Origin of the sequence: Paenibacillus sp. MER TA 81-3 (assembly GCF_023713585.1) — a bacterium.
Taxonomy (GTDB): domain Bacteria; phylum Bacillota; class Bacilli; order Paenibacillales; family Paenibacillaceae; genus Paenibacillus_B; species Paenibacillus_B profundus.
Map to the genome: position 1 here is coordinate 15,728 of NZ_JAMAWB010000006.1, position 19,370 is coordinate 35,097.

Consider the following 19,370-nt stretch of genomic DNA (forward strand, 5'->3'; position numbering starts at 1 on the left):
GAAAATGAACCGAATGAAATGGCGTAACGTACTGACACAGTTAAAAGAACAGAAAGCGGCGCTTGCCGCACTCATCATACTCGCCGTATTTGTCCTCATGTCCGTCTTGGCCTTTCTGTCGCCTTACGATCCGAACAAGATTATGCCGATGGACAAGCTGCAGGCACCGAACGCATCCCATTGGTTCGGAACGGATGATTACGGACGGGATTATTTCGCCCGCGCGTTATACGGCGGACGGGTATCGCTCTCGGTCGGCTTCTTGTCCATGGCGATAGCCGTCTTAGTCGGAACTGCCGTTGGGACGGTTAGCGGATATTTTGGCGGATGGGTTGATAATGTGTTGATGCGCATGGTCGACGTATTGATGTCGATTCCGTCTTTCTTCTTAATGTTGATTTTAAATGCGTATTTAAAGCCGAGCATTAGCACGATTATTATTATTATCGGTATGCTCAGTTGGATGAATATAGCGAGGATAGTGCGCGCGGAGACATTGTCTGTCAAAGAGCGTGAATATGTGCTCTATGCGCGAGTCTCTGGCCAGAGCAGGCTTAATATTATTTTGAAGCACATCGTACCGAACATTATGCCGACCATTATCGTCGCGGCCACGATTAACATCGCATCTGCCATTTTGATGGAATCGTCGCTTAGCTTTCTTGGTCTTGGCGTGCAGCAGCCGAATTCGTCGTGGGGCAGCATGCTGAATAACGCACAGGGTTATATCGGGGAAGCTCCGTATTTGGCGTTGTTCCCGGGTATGTTCATCTTGTTGACTGTTCTGTCTTTCAATTTCTTGGGCGACGTATTCCGTGTTGCATTCGAACCAAGAGCGAATCGACGATAAACTTCTGGCACGGAAGCTTTAGACCATGTAGTAGCAAGTGTAGAGGATGCGGCCCGACGGTACGTTGGGAATGGCGCAATGATTATATACAACGGAGTGAGACTTATGACTGAATTGCTATCCGTTCAACAACTGAGAACTTCGTTCATGACACGGGGTGGGGAAGTGCAGTCTGTCCGGGGCGTCAGCTTTGACGTGCGCGAAGGAGAAGTTATCGGCATTGTCGGCGAATCGGGCAGCGGCAAGAGTGTTACCGCCAAATCGCTCATCGGTCTTATTCCGCCACCAGGACAAATCAAGAGCGGGGAGGTATGGTTCCGCGGCGAAAATATTTTGGCCATGTCCGAAAAAGAACTGCGCCGCATCCGCGGCAACCGTATCGCTATGATATTTCAAGATCCGATGACCTCGCTCAATCCGGTAGTCAAGGTCGGCGCGCAAATCATCGAAGTGCTGCAGCGCCACAAGAAGCTCGGCAAGGCGGAAGCCCGTGCCCGGGCTATCGAATTGCTCCGTCAGGTGGGCATCCCGTCTCCGGAGACGCGCATCGACCAATATCCGCATGAGTTCAGCGGCGGCATGCGGCAGCGTGCTATGATCGCCATGGCGTTGTCCTGCCAGCCGGAATTGTTGATTGCGGACGAGCCGACTACCGCCCTGGACGTCACGATTCAGGCGCAAATTCTCGGTTTGATGAAGCAACTGCGGGATACGACCCGCACAGCCATCTTGCTAATTACACATGACTTGGGCGTCGTGGCACAGGTATGTACCCGTGTAGTTGTCATGTACGGCGGACTCATTATGGAAGAGGGCTCGGTGGAAGATATCTTTGAGAGACCACAGCACCCATACACGCAAGGTCTGCTGCGTTCCATCCCGAAAGTGGCGGACGGTCAGCGTGAAAGATTGGCTACGATTGAAGGCACGCCGCCTAATCTGCTGGATCCGCCCGAAGGCTGTCCGTTCATGGAACGGTGCGCCTATGCCACTGAGCAGTGCCGCCAGATGCCGCCTTATGTGACGACGGAACCGGGGCATCGTTCGCTTTGTTGGCTGCTGGATGAACAGAACCAAGACGGCGCCAATCAGCAGCGGGGGGAGGATGCCAAATGAGTAAAAAGGAAGACGTGCTGTTGGACGTTCGCGGGCTAAAGAAATATTTTCCTGCTTCTAAAGGGTTATTCGGCCGCAGACGCGAAGTGTTAAAAGCGGTGGATAATGTAAGCTTCCACATTAACCGCGGCGAAACGTTCGGTCTTGTGGGAGAGTCAGGCTGCGGCAAATCGACGACAGGACGTTCCATCGTCCGCTTATATGATGTGACAGACGGTGAGATATGGTTCGATGGCAGCAATGTAGCTGGCATGCATGAAGCTCAGCTGAAGCCGTTCCGCAAGCGGATGCAGACGATTTTTCAAGATCCGTATTCGTCACTGAACCCCGGGATGAACGTCACGCAAATCATTAGCGAGCCGATGGAGATTCACGGGTTCGGAAGCCCACAGGAGCGTCGGCAGACGGTGTTGGAGCTGTTGGACAAAGTCGGATTAAAGCCAGAGCATGCCGAACGTTATCCGCATGAGTTCAGCGGCGGACAGCGACAACGCATCAGCATTGCGCGAGCATTGTCGGTCAGACCGGAATTTATATTGTGTGATGAGCCGATATCGGCATTGGATGTATCTGTCCAAGCGCAGGTTGTTAATATGCTTGAAGACTTGCAAGCGGAGTATGGCTTGACCTATTTGTTTATAGCTCATGATTTATCGATGGTACGGCACATTTCGAATCGAATCGGCGTCATGTACCTGGGCAAGCTGGTGGAGGTGGCGGAGAGCGATGAGTTGTACCGTCACCCCGCTCATCCGTACACGCAAGCTCTGCTCTCGGCTATTCCCGTGCCTGACCCGAAAGCGGTGGGCGGAGCTTCATCCGCCATGCTGCAGGGGGATTTGCCGAGCCCAATGGATGAGATTCACGGGTGCAAGTTCGCTTCGCGGTGCCCGTTTGCTACCGATCGGTGCCGTGATCAAGAGCCGGAGTGGCGGGAAATAGCTCCGGGCCACTATGCAGCTTGCCATCTGCATGACGGACAACAATAATAGTCGTCTGCGCGGATAAGGTGGAAGCGGCTTTTAGAGCAAGGCTGGAATGGAGAGGCCTGCTTGGCCGCCTAATGGTGGTCAAGGACGGCTGGGGATGTCAACTCGATAATAACTGTTTATGGACAGGGAAATGGGAAGGTGTCATAGTTGGCTAACGGAATTTTGTTGTCGCAAAATACAGCAATTATGTTGGAACGGGCGCGTCGCAAAGGCTTTACGGACGAGCAGCTGCTGAATATCATCCGTACTGAAGACAGCAGCGAACTCATCCGGATCAATGAGGAATGGTTCACGTACGATGATTTTTTGTCCTATGCCAAAGAGCATGGCGAATCGCTGGAGCAGGCCGTCTTGGAAGGCTACCGTATCACGTTCAATACGATGAACGGATTGAAAATTTGGTTGCAGGAACGATTCGGTGTGGAGGAAGGCACAGATTTCTCCCGCGGAGAGAGACAATACAACGGGTTGAAGCTGTCTGATGCCAACCTGGATGCGCTGAAATCGACACTTGCGGCGAACTGGACCGTCATCGAGGAAGAAGCGGCTATCGGTTCAGAACGAACGGTTACGCTCGCAGTGCGCGCTTTTGTTGGACAACAGGCTTAAATATTTGAAGACCGCAAAGCGTCTGTTTCTCCTTAAGAGGAGGGCAGGCGCTTTTTTATTAGAATGTTGGAATAGAAGACGTCTTCGTTATGAAGTCCTTTCAAACAGAGTAGCAGTAACCCTCGCTTACAAAAGAGGATAGGTAGTTGGCTATGGCTATACGTTCAAATTCTCTTATCGTCAATCTCCCGTTCGGTCAGAAAAGAAAATATATAGTTGGTCATGCGGGTAATGCTCCTTAGCTTCAATCTCCCATTCAGTCAGGATGGATAGAGGTCAGGTATTACATGTAGTTCTATGTAGATAACAGCTAATTACAGTAGTTTGAATCAAAGACGTCTTAAGGGCATGCCGTATTCTGATGGAGAGGGAGAACGAAGCAAAGGGGGTACAAGGCCTTCCTTTGCTTGCAAAGGAGAACATGTAGACGGGAATCATAGGTGCAATGTCCCTTTGCCTCATTCTCCCGTGAAGTCAGAATGGATGGATAACGTCGAAGATAAGGTTCCAGTGCCGTTCCGTAAAGATATTAGTCAAGAAGTGGCCAATTACGATGGGAATGAAACTAGAGACATCTCTGGGTATGCCGTGACCTGATAGATTGGGAGAACAAAGCAAAGAGGCCTATGAAGCAAATCCCCGTCAGATTGATCGTTCCCCCGGCACGTACGGCACACTTCGTGTATTATAAACACTGCTGGCATAAGCAATGCTATTGATGGAAATTCTGGTTTAGGCTCATTAGCGGCGAGCGAACAGTACTTTCGATCCAAGGAAGCTGCCAGACCGGCGACCCGACTTCATGTGGCAAGGGGCAACCGCAAGCTCTGCTATCGGGCTCAATTAGAGCACCCTGTCGCTTGCAGAGAGCTCTGTGGCGAGCCGCTTGGCATCCGGGCCCGCACCGCACAGCAGCGCAGAGCTGCGCGCATGCTGCCAGGGCATGCCGATGACGTACAGCCCGTTCACGGGGGTGCGATGCCCAGTGTACATAAGCTGGCCATGTTCGTCGAACAAGGAAGGGAGCTGCAGCCAACGGTTGTCATTGCGGAAGCCGGTGGCCCAGATGACGGTGGCAGGCTTGCAGCTCGACCGATCCTTGAACAGGACGGCAGTACCTTGTTCATTAATGCCGACGGCTTCCGGCTTGAGCTGAAGCTGGTCTGAGCGAACAGCTTCCCGCAACGCATACCCGAATATAGGGTCTCCCTTGCGTCTGAGCCAACGAGCGCGTCTCCCGTCCGCTTGCGCATGGAGCAAAGTCAGCTTATCCATCCATTCGAAGGTGCTTCGGTTAAGGATATGGAGCGGGAGCTGGCGGATAGTTCCACGTACGGCAAGGGAGGTCGGGTGAGACTTGGACAGCTCCACCGCAATGTGTGCGCCGGAGTTACCGCCGCCCACGACGAGCACCGGACCTGACGGCAGCTGTGATGGACGCTTATATTGGCTGGAATGGAGCTGCATGACGTTGTCATGCAACGATTGAGCCCAATCTGGGACATAAGGCGTACGGAACGGCCCGGTTGCGAGCACAAGTCGTCTGCAGCGAATAGGTGCGTCTTGTCCATGCAGGTATACATGGAATGTTGCGCCGCTAGCTGAAGAGGCAGCGGCAAGAGCCGGATCGTGCTCGACTCGTTCGACTTGGCTTCCGGTCCGCACAGACAGCTGCCAATGCTTGGCATAATGCTCCAGATAGTCTGCGACTTCATCACCCGCAGGAAACCCATCTGGATCTCCTGCCATGGACAGCCCGGGCAGTTCGCTATATTTTCTCGGTGTGAACAATACGAGCGAATCGTATCGTTCGCGCCAATTGTCGCCAACTCGCCGGTGGCGTTCTAACAGGAGGGTGGATAGTCTGGGCTGGAGCAAGCTCACCTGCGCGCCTAAAGCAAGTCCTGCTTGCCCTGCACCGATAATGACCACATCAATTATTGGATTTGACTGAAATGAATGCATATATGCTCACCCGCTAACTAGTCTATTTTTTAATCATTATAACATTCAAAATAATGTTTGAATATATTTTTGTGGTATCAGCTCTAAATATCTTTATACCGGTCTGCCGAAACAAACAGAAATAAAATATTTATAGGTTATCGCTCATGTTGTTCGCTTTCCCCATTTATGGGCTTACCTGTTTTGTGATACAATAACAGATACGTGATTTTGTGATGAGAGGGCTAAAAATATGAGCAAATCGTTATCAGAACAATTAAAGCAAGAAGTGGAGAAACGCCGCACTTTTGCGATCATTTCCCACCCTGACGCAGGTAAGACAACGTTGACAGAGAAGCTGTTGCTGTTTGGGGGCGCTATTCGCCTGGCAGGAACGGTAAAAGCTCGTAAAGCGAACAAGCACGCGACGAGCGACTGGATGGAAATCGAGAAGCAGCGGGGAATTTCCGTTACTTCTTCGGTAATGCAGTTCGATTTCAACGGACACCGGATCAACATTCTCGATACGCCGGGTCACCAAGACTTCAGTGAAGACACATACCGTACGCTTACAGCTGCGGACAGCGCCGTCATGCTTATTGACGTGGCCAAAGGGGTCGAGGCGCAAACGATTAAGCTGTTCCAAGTGTGCGCGAAGCGAGGCATCCCGATCTTTACGTTTATTAACAAGCTGGATCGGGAAGGACGGAATCCGTTCGAGCTGATGGAAGAAATCGAGCAGGTGCTCGGCATTCGTTCGGTTCCGATGAACTGGCCGATCGGTATGGGGCGCGAGCTGTGTGGCGTCTATGATCGGATGAAGAAGCAGGTGGAGCAGTTCCAAGGGGACGACCACTCTGTCATCAAAGTAGAAAAAGTCGAGGATTACCGCGATCCGGTCATTCGGGAAATGGCGGGCGATTATTTGCATGATCAATTGTGCGAAGAGCTCGAGCTGCTCGATGTGGCGGGCGATGAATTCGATTACGAGAAAGTGAAGCGCGGCGAATTGACTCCGGTCTTTTTCGGCAGTGCGATCAATAACTTCGGCGTACAGACATTTCTGGAGAACTTCCTGCAATTGGCGCCGAAGCCGGAAATCCGCCAGTCGACGGAAGGGCCGGTTGAGCCGACCGATGAGAAATTTACAGGCTATATTTTCAAAATTCAAGCGAATATGAATCCGGCACACCGTGACCGCATTGCTTTTTTGCGTATTTGTTCGGGCAAATTCGAACGCGGCATGAGCGTGAAGCACGTGCGCGCGGGCAAAGAGATCAAGCTGGCGCAGCCGCAGCAATTTCTGGCTCAAGACCGGGATATTGTTCAGGAAGCGTTCCCGGGAGATATCATCGGCTTGTTCGACCCGGGCATCTTCCGTATCGGAGACAGTCTGAGCCAAGGTTCGGAAGTGACGTTCGACGAAATGCCGACGTTTTCTCCGGAGATTTTTGCACGGGTTACAGTTAAAAATGCTTTGAAGCATAAACAGTATCAAAAAGGTGTAGACCAACTGACGGAAGAAGGAACCATTCAAGTGTTCCATGCGACGGGCGTATTCGACGAGACGATTCTGGGCGTCGTCGGTCAGCTCCAGTTCGAGGTGTTCGAATACCGCATGAAAGCGGAGTACGGCGTTGAAGTGCAGCTTCTGCGTCTGACGTATCAATTTGCGCGTTGGGTGGCAGGGGCATCGCTTGATCCGTCGAAGTTCCGTATTAACTCGCAATTGGTTACAGATAAGAATGGAAATTATGTCGCGCTATTCGAGAATGAATATGCGATGCGCACGGCAATGGACAAAATGCCGGATGTGACATTTTCGGAGACCGCGCCATAAGCGGAGAATGACAGTACTGGAAGTAAAGCAAGACCCGCTGTTATATCAGCGGGTCTATTTCTTATTCTTGAATCCACATGCCTGTGAAGGATGGCAGCAAGACAGTTCCATCAGACTCTTGCCGGAGCATACGAAGCACTTCTTTGCCGAAGAACCATTCTGAGAGCGATTCAGCCTCATGGAGATTCGGAAAGCGAAAGTCGGTTTGTAGGATGGCATGACGAAAATGATATCGTTCCTCCATAGCTTCGATATAGCCGCGTAATGCGGGGAGAACTGCGGGGGCGTCGACACCGGTGCCGAGCGTTTCCCAGATGACTATGCGCCCACCCGGCCGCAGAATGCGACGGGCTTCTTCCATGATGGACGGCAGCATATTGTTCTGATGCTCGTGCTCCTCGCTGCAGGCGTAGCATATGGTCCAGCCAGCCAGCACCAAGTCGACGGAACCAGCAGCTAGAGGGAGACGATGATGCGGTGCCGTCACGGTACGCACCATATTGGCCCGCACGCTGTTATAATGTCCATCCTTCACATCACGTCGCACATTCGCTTCCAATTGTCGCAACATGGAAGCAGAGGCGTCACAGGCGGTGTATTCAGCTAACTGAGGAGCATATTGCAGCACGAGGCGCGTCAAGCGTCCTGTGCCTGCTCCAAGCTCTGCAACGCGGCCATGTGCTTCCGATTGCAGAAGCTTGCTGAGCGCTTGCCTCAATTCCAGCTTATCGTCTTCGCACTCGATGAGACGATCATATTGAGCTGCTTGATGCTCGTAGATGAAGACATGATCGGGAACGGCAATATGGTCCGATGCTCGCTGCGATGCCATCGTTCACACTCCTTTCCTTTTTCGTACAACAAGCAAATGCATCAAGTGATTGAGCTGAGCGGCGGTTACCTCGTAGCGCTGCTCCAGCCATGAGATTAAGCGGGAGCGATCCGCAAAAAACTCGTCGTGAATCGCTTCAACGGAACACGTATCTCCCTTTGCTTCCAGATCAGCAATAAATGCTGCCCGGTGCGCTTGATCAATGAACATTAGATCAGCAACAACGAGACGCCCCTCTGAATCGAGCAGTCGTCCCATCTCTTCAAGAGCGATTTCTTTCTGTTCATCTGTCAAGTGATGGAGCGCATAGCTTGTCACGATAAAATCGAACTTCTCGTCTGCAAGCGGCAAGGCCATCATATTGCCTTGAAGGAGCCGGATGGATGGCCATTTCTCCTGACAGCGCTCCAGCATCGCTGCAGATTGATCCACCCCTGTCATCTCTGCTTCAAGGAGCAGGCAGCGCCCCGCTAAGTTGCCTGTCCCTATACCTACTTCCAGCCCGCGCTCTCCCGGCTTCGGAGCGGCTTCTTGGCATACGCGATCCAATATCTGTTCGTAATCGGCATGTACTCTGAGCGTGTCTGTATTCATGTACACAGCGTTATCGTATTGAGTAGCCTGCGCATCGAAATTCCAGCGATCGGTCCAATCGCTGCGCAGCTTCTGATAGCGGCGTGATTGTTCGCCAATATGATGCAATTCTTTCACAACAACCTCTCCTTTTTGGTTATGATCCATATCGAGTAAATTATCCAGCAGTCCAAGCAAGCGCTTCAGCTCCGTATATTGCAGAGCAAGTGCTTGGCGCTTCTCTGTTAAATAAGGACGTAACGCCTCCATTTGACCGGCTTCTGCCTCATCGATGCAACAACGAATGTGCTCCAAGGATAAATTGAGTTCGCGCAATGCACCGATAGTACGCAATCGGTCGATGTCTGCTTCTCGAAACACGCGATAGCCATTATCTTCTTGCTTCATAGGGGACAGCAGCCCCTTCTGTTCATAAAAACGCAGCGCCCTTGTCGTCATGCCCAACGCCGCCGCGGCTTCTTGGATTTTCATGCATTCAACTCCTTTTGCCATCATTGTACCGCTTGACGCTGCGTCAAAGTAAAGACATCTACGATAAAAATAAAAATAATAGCTTGATAACTCGTTAAACAACGGAAAAAGACACGGAATAGGCGCCGGCTGGCACGAGCCGATCCTTTTCCGCGTCTGAGGTTCATGAGTCTGCGCTTAACAAGCAAAGAAGCATAGGTTATTGTGGGCCTTGTCCTTCGTGCAGCTTATGCTGCAACGTATCGACAAGTTGTTGACGCATTGTATTGTCGCTTTCTTTCCAGATCATTTCGAACAATACGCCAAGTCCAGGAAGCGCACGTTCGTCATAATCGATAGAGCCCTCGATCATTTCGATAATGTCCGCATCTGGCTTATTCGTTACTTTTTGGACGATGGCTTGACGCAAATTAAGGGTGACGGCCATTGGGTATTCCTCCTTCCTTCACGTTCCGCATGTTCGCCGGTCTGTTCGTATACATATAGCCGAAGTCCTGTTTTATTCTCTTTCTCAAAAAATGGGGGTGTGAGTCGCACAAGATGTACGCAAGACACGGTTACACTACATACAGAAGGTTACCTTGCGGCTTCGCGTATAACGTTCCCTAAGGCTTTCGTCCTCATGCATCGATTGTCAGACAGACAAATTTCAACAAACGGGATGAGCATGGTATAATAATTGCATTGATAAGTGTCGGTATATGGGGAAGGTGAGTCTATGGCTGCAAAAAAACAATTTGCAATTATTGGTATGGGGCGATTCGGTTCCAGCATCGCGCAAAGCTTAAGCAAGATGGGCTTTGAAGTGCTTGCAATCGATTCGAGCGAACAGAAAATACAAGAAGTCGTAAATATGGTGACGCATGCCGTATCCGCAGATTGTACAGATGAGGAAGCTCTTAAAGCGTTAGGTGTCCGTAATTTTGACGTTGTCGTAGTGGCCATCGGACAGGATATTCAAGCCAGCATTTTAACGACGTTAATATTGAAGGATCTCGGCGTGCCGAAAATAGTGGCGAAAGCGCAAAATGAGCTGCATGGTAAAGTGTTAAGCAAAATTGGAGCCGATAAAGTAGTGTTCCCGGAACGAGACATGGGGACACGGGTAGCGCATAATCTGATTTCTCCTAATATTTTGGATTACATCGAGCTATCGGATGACCACAGTATTATTGAAGTGCGCGCATCTTCGCTCATGGTTGGCAAGAACTTGAAGGAATTGGACATTCGCGCCAAATACGGCTGTAACGTGATGGCGATTAAAAATAATGGCAAGACAAATATTTCTCCTTATGCGGAGGATCGCATCAAAGAGGGCGATATATTGGTCATTGTTGGCCTTAACGATCATTTGCACAATCTGGAGTTGGCATATTCCGAATCATGAGAGAACAGACAATTACATCGCTGCAAAATATAAGAGTGAAGCAATGGGCTCAGTTGAAAGAGCGCAAGCATCGAAATAAGGAAGGCCGGTTCATCGTAGAGGGAATCCATCTCGTGCTTGAAGCGCTTCGTTCTGACGCCAACGTCGAGACGATAGTCTACGATTTGGAAGCCGGCATTCCGCAAGAATTGATCACATATGGGCCCAGCAATATTTATAATGCTGCCTTAGGCAAGGCTCAAGACGACAGTGCTGCCCCTGTAAACGTGGAATGGATTGCGGCTACGGACGCCATTATTCGCAAATGCTGTGATACAGATACGCCCCAGCCTGTTTTTGCCGTGGTGCAGAAACGGGAGGCAGATAGGCTTCAAGCTTTGCTTGGCGCCAAGTCTGCGCTTGTCGTAGTCGTCGATGGAGTGCAGGATCCCGGCAACTTGGGAACGATTATACGAACGGCTGATGCGGTCGGGGCGGACGGCGTAGTCATAGGTAAAGGAACGGTCGATCTATACAATGCTAAGACCGTGCGTTCTACTATGGGATCGTTATTTCATCTGCCAGTTGTGGAAGGGAATTTAACGGCACTGCTGCCGGAAGCGAAAGCCTGCGGGGCGCGGCTTGTGAGTACAAGTCTGCAGGCGTCTCATTCGTGCTATAGCTACAATTATTGCGCTGCCACCTGGATCATCGTGGGGAATGAAGGTCAAGGCGTATCTGACGCGGTGCAGGCGTTGGTGGATGACACCATCATCATACCGATGCGCGGTCAAGCCGAATCGCTGAACGTCGCGATGGCGACGACCGTGCTGCTGTACGAAGCGATGCGTCAGCGTCATTATTCTAAATAAGTGCCTCATGCGGCAAAATACTGTACGCAAACCGACACTGGCCTTAGTATAATACGTTTAGCCCCCCAGCATGAAACGGGCTTTTTATGATAACGAAGACGGGGACAGGAGTGGGAACGAATGCTCTTGCTCCCGTTTTTTCGCTCCATCGATACCTCTTTTTTCAAAGGAATATAGGAAGGGAGAGTATGTTGATAATGGCAGAACGAACTAGAGTTATCGAGGTTGTTCCTTACGATGCGGAATGGAAAGAACAACCTATCGCCATTAAAAAACGAAAAGAAAAAGGTATCAACAGAGTGAAATCACTCCATTGATACCTTTTATTAATTATTGCACCAACCTTGCACTTGCCAGATCTGTGTTACCCAGTCTTCGTAAAAGTCCGGCTCGTGAGAAACAAGCAGAATTGTGCCTTTATAATTTTTGAGTGCCTCTTTAAGCGCATCCTTGGCACGAACATCCAGATGATTCGTCGGCTCATCCAATACAAGCACATTGCTTGCTGTCAGCATCAGCTCACATAAACGAACCTTACTCTGCTCTCCGCCGCTTAATGAGCTTAGCGGCTGCCGTATATGCTTGTCTGTGAGGCCAGACATTGCTAATGTTTGCCGAATTTCTTTTTGCGTCAAATCAGGCCGGTATGACCATAATTGTTCGAGCGCTGTGAGGGTTGAAGCGAAATCCTCTTGTGCAAAGTAAGCTGCTTGTACTCGTTCGCCTAATTGCACAGTGCCGCTTATCGGCTGCAGATGCCCTAATAATGTTTTGAGCATTGTGGATTTTCCAATTCCGTTATAGCCAACGATCGCAATTTTTTCACCGCGTTTGATTAGTAAATCAATCGGTCCGAACAGTGGCTCTGAATAGCCAATCTGTATATTTTTTGCCTCTATAATCCGGTTCACGGGATCGGTGTTTACTTGAAACATAAAACGAGGCTGTGGCCCAGATGTCGGTCTATCGATGCGGTTTATTTTCTCGAGCACCTTTTCACGGCTTTTCGCTTGCTTAGCTTTCCGATTTCGATTTTTTTGTATAAAGCTTTCCAGCCTGTCAATTTCTCTTTGCTGCCTTTCATATCCAGCTTGAATCTGTTGTTTGCTTTGTTCGTAGCTGCTGAGAAATGCTTCATAATTCCCTGTATACCGCTTGAGCGTTAGATGCTCTAAATGGTAGATCACAGTTGTAATTTCATTTAAAAATCGTTCGTCATGCGACACAACAAGGTAAGCATGTTCGTAGCTTTTTAAATATCCGATAAGCCAATCAATGTGTGAGTCGTCCAAAAAATTTGTCGGTTCATCAAGCAACAGCACGTGCGGCTCTTCTAATAGCAGCTTACCTAATAACAGCTTCGTACGCTGGCCACCGCTAAGCTTCTCCACATCACGGTCTTTGCCTAGCTCTAAAATGCCCAATCCAGCAGCAATTTCTTCTATTTTCGCATCAATCTGATAAAAATCAGAATGCTCCAGTTTATTTTGCAGCTCACCATACAGTGCCAGCCATCGTTCGAGTTCATCATCTGCTTCAGCCATTTTCTCTGCGATTTGCAGCATGCTTTGTTCTATCTCATACAGATGAGCAAAGGCGCTTCGCAAATATTGCATAATGGTAGTACCCGGCTTCAAATCAATGTGCTGCTGCAAAAAGCCAATGTTAACATGAGGATGCCATTCCATCGTCCCTGCATCAGGAAGCAGTTCTCCAGTCAAAATGCGCAGCAGTGTCGATTTTCCAGCTCCGTTGCTTCCGACGAGTCCGGCGTGCTCTCCTGGAAGCAATCGAAAACTGATATCTTGAAATATTTTTTTATCGCCGTACATATGGGTAACTTGTTCAACAGTTAATATACTCATTTTATTCTCTCCTTTTCGCTTCACGTTCAAAGCCAACCGAGAGAACAGCATCTTAAAGATCGTATTCAATTTGTAACATTCAAAATAAACAAAAAATGGGTAAGGTGAACGCACACCTTACCCATTACAAAGCTATCTTGTAAGAAAGGAATATGGTTCTTTATCTACTGTTCTTCGGTTGGCTTAGATGAAAAATGGGCAGATCTCTCCCGTGCTAAGCCAAATTCCGTTTTAGAACAGTCGATAAAATCATCATTTCCTTTCCACCTCATTAAAAATTATTGTCGTTACATGGAGAAGTATACTTAGCCGCCCGGTGCCATGTCAAGCGAACGCATGCCCAATTAAAGAATTCCACTGTGTGCACTCTCATTTTTTTGCCCCTAACATGAAAGACACTGCAAAACCGCTAAGAAGAACGAATGCAGCTAAGCTGTAAGGCAAGTTGATATTCAAGTCGATCAAGATACCTGCCAGAGCCGGTCCGATGATGTTACCCAGGCTTGTATACGTGGAATTCATTCCTGCGACAAAGCCTTGATCTTTATCTGCCGCCAATGTGGATAGCATCGATGTAACTGCAGGACGCAGTAAACCGCAAGTCAAAAATACAACAAAGGTAACAGCCGAAATTATCCAAAATCCTTCGACGAATATGGAGAGAAAAATAAAAACTGCGGCGAGAGCAAAATTTGCTTGAATGAGTTTGATTTCGCCAAATGTCTTAACGAGCTTATTAAAAAAGATAACTTGCACAACCACTCCGAGAACACCACTGACTGTAATGATTCCTGATATTTCTTTCGGGGTAAAGCCGAACTTGTTGGAAACAAACAATCCTAGCATCATTTCATACGATGACAATCCAAAAGCGAGTATGAAGACAATAATGAAAGGCACAAAATATAAAGGCTGAAACGATTTTTTCATTTCTTGCATAAAACTTGTCTTTATTTTACTTGCTATCATTTCATTTCGCTTTGCTGCAGATAATGGCTCCTTAAGTATCGTTAACGACAAAATAGCTGCCATTAATCCGATAGCAGAGGCAAAAAAGAAAGGAACGCGCAAGCCGAAATCTGCAATAAATCCACCGATGCCTGGACCGATAATATAGCCGCCGCTAATTGCGGCTGATAGAAATCCAAATGCTTTAGGCCGTTGCTCCATCGTTGTTATATCAGCTATAAAAGCGGTAACCGCAGGCATGATGCACGCAGCGCTGAATCCAGCCAATATTCTAGAAGTAAAAAGCATTCCTACGCCATTTCCAATCCCAAACAGAAATTCAGCAAAAGAAAAGAGCAATAAGCCCAAAACCATCATTTTCTTTCTTCCGACTTTATCAACCCAGACTCCAGTAATTGGAGAAAAAATTAATTGGGCAAAGGCAAAAACTGAAAACAGGTAACCCATCACTTCGCCATTTAGCTGCAATTGTTTCATATAGGATGGCATGACAGGGACGACAAGACCAATTCCTAAAAATGCAATGAATATATTCGATAACACCAAAGATAACGATACCCCTTGTTTGTTCGTCAAACTCCATTTTTGTTCCATGTTTGCTGACATCTTATTCTCTCCTTTTCGCTTTGCGTGCAAAGCCAACCGAGAGAACAGCATCTTAAAGATCGTATTCAATTTGTAACATTCAAAATAAACAAAAAATGGGTAAGGTGAACGCACACCTTACCCATTACAAAGCTATCTTGTAAGAAAGGAATATGGTTCTTTATCTACTGTTCTTCGGTTGGCTTAGATGAAAAATGGGCAGATCTCTCCCGTGCTAAGCCAAATTCCGTTTTAGAACAGTCGATAAAATCATCATTTCCTTTCCACCTCATTAGAAATCTATAGTTATACGTTAGCAAGTATACGTAGCTGCCACCTGTTATGTCAAGATAGTTTGGGTTCCCCGACAAGCTCACGGTCTATGGACAGGACCGTTCTTCTTTTTTTGTGGCTGTCCGCATACACTGGGAACGTACAGACTGCTCATTTCAAGCCGAGCCAGAAGGGGGGGATATGATATGAGCAGATGGCGGCCAGGATGGCGCTCGGGATTTCGTACGCGCAGATGGCAGCTGCCCCAAATATCGTTCAGCAAAAGGCGCGCTTCCGGATGGCGTTCAACAGGCTGGCGCAAAGGTGTCCGCCCATTGGGAAGCGGAAACGCGAACACCGCGCTGCAGTGGCAAAATCGGCCGGCTAAGCCGCGCCGCAAGCGGAGGCTATTCTTTATTGCGCTCGTAATATTTGTGCTGCTGTCAGTGCAAATGTTCGTCTATGTGGATAAAAATGTACGGGGACCGTTAATGCATCTTGCGAAAATACGGGTGAAGCAAATTGCGACGCAGGCGATTAACAAAGCGATAACCGAGCAGGTGATGCGGGGCAGAGAGCTCAATAAATTAATCGAATGGAAGACGGATTCACGCGGCAAGGTGACCAGTGTCGCCTTAAACTACAATGAGCAAATGCGAATTACGGCTGATACGGTCGATGTCGTCCAGTCGACGCTGAATCAAGCAAATGAGCTTAAGGATCACATTCCGGTCGGTCAAGCGTTGGGCAGTCCGCTGATTGCATCGTTCGGGCCGCGCATTCCGGTGCGGATGGAGCCGCAAGGAGCAGCGAAGGTCGAGCTTAATACCCGTCCTATGGACGTCGGCATCAATATGGTAATCATTGAAGTCTATATAAAAGTAGTGGAGGAAGTGGCGATTGTCATTCCATTCGATTTGGAGCCTGAGGTGGTGGAGACGGAAATCCCGATTTCCTATCTGCTCGTCGTAGGCGATGTGCCGATGTATTATTATGACGGCAAAGGACAACCGGTTGGCACTAACCGTGAGAAGGCGCCTGCGCTGTCATTGCCGATGCAGTCCTCGCCAGGGGGGGCGATAGGCACATCTGTGCCTCAGGACGGCGTCAGCGTTCCTTCACAGACAGAGACGCATACAGAGCCTTCACAGCCAGTTGAGGCAAACACAGAACCATCTGTGCCTGTGCAAGGACAGGGACACGAGTAAAGTGAAGGAAGCGGCCCAGAGGCCGCTTCCTTCGTTTCAATTCTTGTGCGCCAGCGCATTATGGCTGCATGCGGCATTACTTTTTTGTCTCTTTTGCAGGTTTAGCAGTAGAATCTTGCTTCACTTTTTTCGGCTGTTTCAGCTTTCGCTTGTCCGCTTGCTCCCATTGATGAAGCAGCGGGTACGGATCGAACGCGTATTCCACCAGCCCCCGATCCCGGTAGACGCCATAATGCAAATGCGGCGGGAACTTGCCTGATGTCCCCGGCTTTCCATACCCTGAGCTTCCGACCCACCCGATCGTTTGTCCTGGTGTGACAATATCACCGATTTTAATATTTTTCTCATAGCCGGATAGGTGGGCGTAGTAGTGATACAGGTTGTTCAAATCGCGGATTCCAATTCGCCAACCGCCGTAACGGTTCCAGCCTTTCACTTCAACAATGCCGTAGCAGGTGCTGCGCACGGGCACTCCATAACCAGCAAATATATCGGTGCCTTCGTGAATTCTGAATCCGCCGTAATGCCGTCCCATGCCCCAAGTGCTGCGGTATGAATAGGTGGACTTTACTGGCAGCGGGAAAGCGTGTTCGAACAGCTGCAGTTGGTCAAAATGTTCATAGATGCGTGCGAATTGTTTCACCCGCTGCACTGCTCTGGGATTGGAATAATAATTCCATAAACCCCTGCCGAAGTCGTCCTCGTGCGGCCCGTAAGACCCAATTAATGAAGCGACACTGTACAGCAGGTCGGTATCATTGTTAGCATCGGCACGTTCATCTCCTGAACCGTCGCGTCCAACCCCTTTGAACAATGAGATCGATTTCGGATTTTGATCCTCAATATCCGGGTTCATGAGGCCTACCCATTTCGGGGGCTCGACGAAAACGCCGGTTAACCGTTTTGGATGCTCTCGTTTTTTTTGATTGGCCTTCGTCAATGTTCGTTCGTATTGATCGATAGCCGCCAGACGATACCAGGGTATACCGGTGACCACGCTCATTTTTTCATATAAGTCTCGTCGTTCCCTCCATACCTCGCCACCTGAATCGGCTGTTGCAGGCAACTCATCTGCAAAGGTGCGAACCGACATTTCGTTACGGCCCAAGGAATGCGCTGGCGATGCGCCAAGCGGTGAGCTAAAGCAAATCGATAAGGCAAGACTTGCAAGCAATACAGATGCAACTTGTCTCATGCGGCATTTCCCTCCTACTTCCATATCCGAAAGGAATGATTTAATGTTAGAATGTGCGTTGATAGCCTTTTTATCCAAGGAGATGGACACGCAGGTATGGATTTTTGAGGGTTCATGGTATAATACTGAATTAGGTCAAGGTTAAGCGAACAGAGAAGGAAGGGTACACTTCATGAAAACGATAGAGCAGAAACCAGACTGGATACGCATCAAACTGACCACGGGAGAGAATTACACCGAGATTAAAGATATGATGCGCTCCAAGACGCTGCATACGGTATGTGAGGAGGCGCGTTGTCCGAACATATACGAGTGCTGGGCTAATCGCACGGCAACGTTCATGATTTTGGGTGATATTTGTACGCGTGCTTGTCGCTTCTGTGCAGTGAATACTGGTATGCCGACTGAATTGGACTTGCAAGAGCCAGAACGTGTGGCTGAAGCCGCTGAACGCATGGGCTTACGACATTGCGTCGTTACTTCTGTCGCCAGAGATGATCTGCAAGACGGAGGAGCTTCTATCTTTGCGGAGACGATTCGCGCGGTCCGCCGCCGGATGCCATTGTGCAGTGTAGAAGTGCTTATCCCCGACTTCATGGGAAATTGGGATGCGCTCCGTATCGTGATGGACGCCAAACCAGATATTTTGAACCACAATGTGGAAACAGTAGAACGGATGTCAGATCGTGTGCGGGCCAAGGCGAAGTACGAGCGCACTCTAGAATTGCTGAAGCAAGCGAAGGCGATGCAGCCGCAAATTCCAACAAAATCAAGCATTATGCTTGGTGTTGGTGAAGAGTGGGATGAAATATTGCAGACGATGGACGATTTGCGTGCCGTAGATTGTAATATTTTGACGATTGGACAATATTTGCAGCCGACTAAGAAACATTTGAATGTTGAAAAATATTATCGTCCGGAGCAATTTGCAGAGTTGAAGGACGAAGGATTGAAGCGCGGATTCAGCCATGTCGAATCAGGACCGCTTGTACGCAGCTCCTACCATGCGCATGAACAAGTGAAATCTGCTCATCAGACGATGGCTTTATCCCAAGCCTAGGCATATCGCAAGCCGCGGCATGTGGACCCGGGGTCAAGAGGCAGCGCGCTCATCCGTTCGTGCTTGAGCCTGTCATCGACGGGGAAGGGGGAATCACGGACGTGATTCAAGTTGGAGGCAGAACGTACGAAGTAATTCAAGAACACAAAGATGCATGGAATCCGGAGGCGTTCCGAAGCCGATATAGCGAAGTGTTGGAACGGTATGATTACATACTGGGCGATTGGGGTTACAGTCAGCTTCGATTAAAAGGCTTCTTTAGGGACAATCATCCGAAGTCCACTAAAGAGTCGGGCGTATCCAGCATGATGGATTATATTAATGAATATTGCAACTTCGGCTGTGCTTACTTCATTCTTGAGAAGGTCAGCAACAAAGATGCGCGCTTGCGTTCGGGTACTGACCAAGGGGATGAAGCGGAGCAGGAAGGCGCAGCTGCATTGGAAGATACCGGTGAAGAAGCGGCGCCGCAAGCGAAGCAAGGCATATCATTGCAGCCGAAGACGGCCGCCAACGAATCTTCAGCCGAGCAGACTCCAAAACCAGCCTCGTCGGAGCGCAAACCGCGTCAGCATCGCAATCGCCACAAGCATAGCGGTAAGGGCTCTGCAGCGCCGAATGCGCATGCACAACAGCGCAGCTCAGCGGAGTCGAAAGAGCCGCGTGAAGCGAAGGAAGTTCGTTCATAACCCATTCATCAACAAGCCTTGCCGAGCGGAAATTTGGATA

At 49.2% G+C, this 19,370-nt stretch carries 18 protein-coding genes; 11 read left to right on the forward strand and 7 right to left on the reverse strand.

Translation table 11 applies throughout. From position 1 onward, the window contains the following. Positions 1–4: 4 nt before the first annotated feature. The 5 genes from M3650_RS09660 (at position 5) to M3650_RS31900 (ending at position 4,164) form a co-directional block, all read left to right on the forward strand. Positions 5–850 (forward strand): ABC transporter permease, encoded by an 846-nt coding sequence (locus tag M3650_RS09660; RefSeq protein WP_019423838.1) that lies wholly within the window; start codon positions 5–7, stop codon positions 848–850. A gap of 105 nt (positions 851–955) precedes the next feature. Further along, the gene (locus M3650_RS09665) at positions 956–1,966 is read left to right on the forward strand and encodes an ABC transporter ATP-binding protein (RefSeq protein ID WP_019423837.1); all 1,011 of its coding nucleotides are present in this window, start codon (positions 956–958) and stop codon (positions 1,964–1,966) included. Continuing rightward, positions 1,963–2,955, forward strand: a complete 993-nt coding sequence (locus M3650_RS09670) for an ABC transporter ATP-binding protein (RefSeq protein WP_251574231.1) — start codon at positions 1,963–1,965, stop codon at positions 2,953–2,955. The genes M3650_RS09665 and M3650_RS09670 overlap by 4 nt, the downstream gene beginning before the upstream one ends. Before the next feature lie 150 nt (positions 2,956–3,105). Further along, positions 3,106–3,567: a hypothetical protein gene (locus M3650_RS09675; protein WP_251574234.1), complete on the forward strand. Its 462-nt coding sequence runs from the start codon at positions 3,106–3,108 to the stop codon at positions 3,565–3,567. Positions 3,568–4,035: 468 nt separating this feature from the next. Next, entirely contained in the window at positions 4,036–4,164 is a 129-nt protein-coding gene (locus M3650_RS31900) for a hypothetical protein (protein WP_285848393.1), read from the forward strand. Between the two features lie 246 nt (positions 4,165–4,410). Here M3650_RS31900 and M3650_RS09680 read toward each other — a convergent pair whose 3' ends face one another. Further along, complete coding sequence (locus tag M3650_RS09680; protein WP_251574242.1) at positions 4,411–5,532, reverse strand: flavin-containing monooxygenase; 1,122 nt, start codon at positions 5,530–5,532, stop codon at positions 4,411–4,413. Between the two features lie 232 nt (positions 5,533–5,764). Here M3650_RS09680 and M3650_RS09685 point away from each other — a divergent pair, with 232 nt between their 5' ends. Continuing rightward, positions 5,765–7,351, forward strand: a complete 1,587-nt coding sequence (locus M3650_RS09685) for a peptide chain release factor 3 (RefSeq protein ID WP_251574245.1) — start codon at positions 5,765–5,767, stop codon at positions 7,349–7,351. A 61-nt stretch (positions 7,352–7,412) separates the two neighbouring features. Here the strand turns inward: M3650_RS09685 and M3650_RS09690 are convergent, their stop codons facing one another. The 3 genes from M3650_RS09690 to sspI all read right to left on the reverse strand — a co-directional run bounded on the left by M3650_RS09690 (position 7,413) and on the right by sspI (position 9,675). Next, positions 7,413–8,183 carry a class I SAM-dependent methyltransferase gene (locus tag M3650_RS09690; protein ID WP_251574247.1) on the reverse strand — a complete coding sequence of 257 codons (771 nt, stop codon included), beginning with the start codon at positions 8,181–8,183 and terminating at the stop codon, positions 7,413–7,415. Between the two features lie 3 nt (positions 8,184–8,186). Next, positions 8,187–9,248, reverse strand: a complete 1,062-nt coding sequence (locus tag M3650_RS09695; RefSeq protein ID WP_251574249.1) for a MerR family transcriptional regulator — start codon at positions 9,246–9,248, stop codon at positions 8,187–8,189. A gap of 199 nt (positions 9,249–9,447) precedes the next feature. Next, positions 9,448–9,675, reverse strand: coding sequence for a small acid-soluble spore protein SspI (gene sspI, locus M3650_RS09700; protein WP_019423827.1), 228 nt, complete (start codon positions 9,673–9,675; stop codon positions 9,448–9,450). Between the two features lie 291 nt (positions 9,676–9,966). Between sspI and M3650_RS09705 the strand changes: the two genes are divergently transcribed. Together M3650_RS09705 and M3650_RS09710 are read left to right on the forward strand one after the other, a co-directional pair. Then, positions 9,967–10,635 carry a potassium channel family protein gene (locus tag M3650_RS09705; RefSeq protein ID WP_019423826.1) on the forward strand — a complete coding sequence of 223 codons (669 nt, stop codon included), beginning with the start codon at positions 9,967–9,969 and terminating at the stop codon, positions 10,633–10,635. Continuing rightward, a complete protein-coding gene (locus tag M3650_RS09710; RefSeq protein ID WP_251574251.1) occupies positions 10,632–11,486 on the forward strand; it encodes a TrmH family RNA methyltransferase in 855 nt (284 codons plus the stop codon). The genes M3650_RS09705 and M3650_RS09710 overlap by 4 nt, the downstream gene beginning before the upstream one ends. Before the next feature lie 326 nt (positions 11,487–11,812). On the opposite strand, the gene M3650_RS09715 is transcribed toward M3650_RS09710, so the two are convergent. Continuing rightward, positions 11,813–13,351 (reverse strand): ABC-F family ATP-binding cassette domain-containing protein, encoded by a 1,539-nt coding sequence (locus M3650_RS09715; RefSeq protein WP_251574253.1) that lies wholly within the window; start codon positions 13,349–13,351, stop codon positions 11,813–11,815. 369 nt (positions 13,352–13,720) lie between these two features. Then, a complete protein-coding gene (locus M3650_RS09720) occupies positions 13,721–14,926 on the reverse strand; it encodes an MFS transporter (RefSeq protein ID WP_251574254.1) in 1,206 nt (401 codons plus the stop codon). Between the two features lie 458 nt (positions 14,927–15,384). Here M3650_RS09720 and yunB point away from each other — a divergent pair, with 458 nt between their 5' ends. Further along, positions 15,385–16,386 carry a sporulation protein YunB gene (yunB, locus tag M3650_RS09725; RefSeq protein WP_019423821.1) on the forward strand — a complete coding sequence of 334 codons (1,002 nt, stop codon included), beginning with the start codon at positions 15,385–15,387 and terminating at the stop codon, positions 16,384–16,386. A 76-nt stretch (positions 16,387–16,462) separates the two neighbouring features. On the opposite strand, the gene M3650_RS09730 is transcribed toward yunB, so the two are convergent. Beyond that, positions 16,463–17,581, reverse strand: coding sequence for a M23 family metallopeptidase (locus tag M3650_RS09730; RefSeq protein WP_019423820.1), 1,119 nt, complete (start codon positions 17,579–17,581; stop codon positions 16,463–16,465). A gap of 172 nt (positions 17,582–17,753) precedes the next feature. Here M3650_RS09730 and lipA point away from each other — a divergent pair, with 172 nt between their 5' ends. Together lipA and M3650_RS09740 are read left to right on the forward strand one after the other, a co-directional pair. Next, positions 17,754–18,641, forward strand: a complete 888-nt coding sequence (lipA, locus tag M3650_RS09735; RefSeq protein ID WP_019423819.1) for a lipoyl synthase — start codon at positions 17,754–17,756, stop codon at positions 18,639–18,641. Positions 18,642–18,742: 101 nt separating this feature from the next. Continuing rightward, positions 18,743–19,330 carry a YutD family protein gene (locus M3650_RS09740; RefSeq protein ID WP_026011295.1) on the forward strand — a complete coding sequence of 196 codons (588 nt, stop codon included), beginning with the start codon at positions 18,743–18,745 and terminating at the stop codon, positions 19,328–19,330. Positions 19,331–19,370: the final 40 nt, after the last annotated feature.

Bases quoted from the DNA above. Each gene is read 5' to 3' on its own strand.
- M3650_RS09690 (WP_251574247.1), bottom strand. From the start codon at position 8,183: ATGGCATCGCAGCGAGCATCGGACCATATTGCCGTTCCCGATCATGTC.
- M3650_RS09665 (WP_019423837.1), top strand. From the start codon at position 956: ATGACTGAATTGCTATCCGTTCAACAACTGAGAACTTCGTTCATGACA.
- M3650_RS09680 (WP_251574242.1), bottom strand. From the start codon at position 5,532: ATGCATTCATTTCAGTCAAATCCAATAATTGATGTGGTCATTATCGGT.
- M3650_RS09720 (WP_251574254.1), bottom strand. From the start codon at position 14,926: ATGTCAGCAAACATGGAACAAAAATGGAGTTTGACGAACAAACAAGGG.
- lipA (WP_019423819.1), top strand. From the start codon at position 17,754: ATGAAAACGATAGAGCAGAAACCAGACTGGATACGCATCAAACTGACC.
- M3650_RS09685 (WP_251574245.1), top strand. From the start codon at position 5,765: ATGAGCAAATCGTTATCAGAACAATTAAAGCAAGAAGTGGAGAAACGC.
- M3650_RS09695 (WP_251574249.1), bottom strand. From the start codon at position 9,248: ATGAAAATCCAAGAAGCCGCGGCGGCGTTGGGCATGACGACAAGGGCG.
- sspI (WP_019423827.1), bottom strand. From the start codon at position 9,675: ATGGCCGTCACCCTTAATTTGCGTCAAGCCATCGTCCAAAAAGTAACG.
- M3650_RS09710 (WP_251574251.1), top strand. From the start codon at position 10,632: ATGAGAGAACAGACAATTACATCGCTGCAAAATATAAGAGTGAAGCAA.
- M3650_RS09660 (WP_019423838.1), top strand. From the start codon at position 5: ATGAACCGAATGAAATGGCGTAACGTACTGACACAGTTAAAAGAACAG.
- M3650_RS09730 (WP_019423820.1), bottom strand. From the start codon at position 17,581: ATGAGACAAGTTGCATCTGTATTGCTTGCAAGTCTTGCCTTATCGATT.
- M3650_RS09715 (WP_251574253.1), bottom strand. From the start codon at position 13,351: ATGAGTATATTAACTGTTGAACAAGTTACCCATATGTACGGCGATAAA.
- M3650_RS09670 (WP_251574231.1), top strand. From the start codon at position 1,963: ATGAGTAAAAAGGAAGACGTGCTGTTGGACGTTCGCGGGCTAAAGAAA.
- yunB (WP_019423821.1), top strand. From the start codon at position 15,385: ATGAGCAGATGGCGGCCAGGATGGCGCTCGGGATTTCGTACGCGCAGA.
- M3650_RS09705 (WP_019423826.1), top strand. From the start codon at position 9,967: ATGGCTGCAAAAAAACAATTTGCAATTATTGGTATGGGGCGATTCGGT.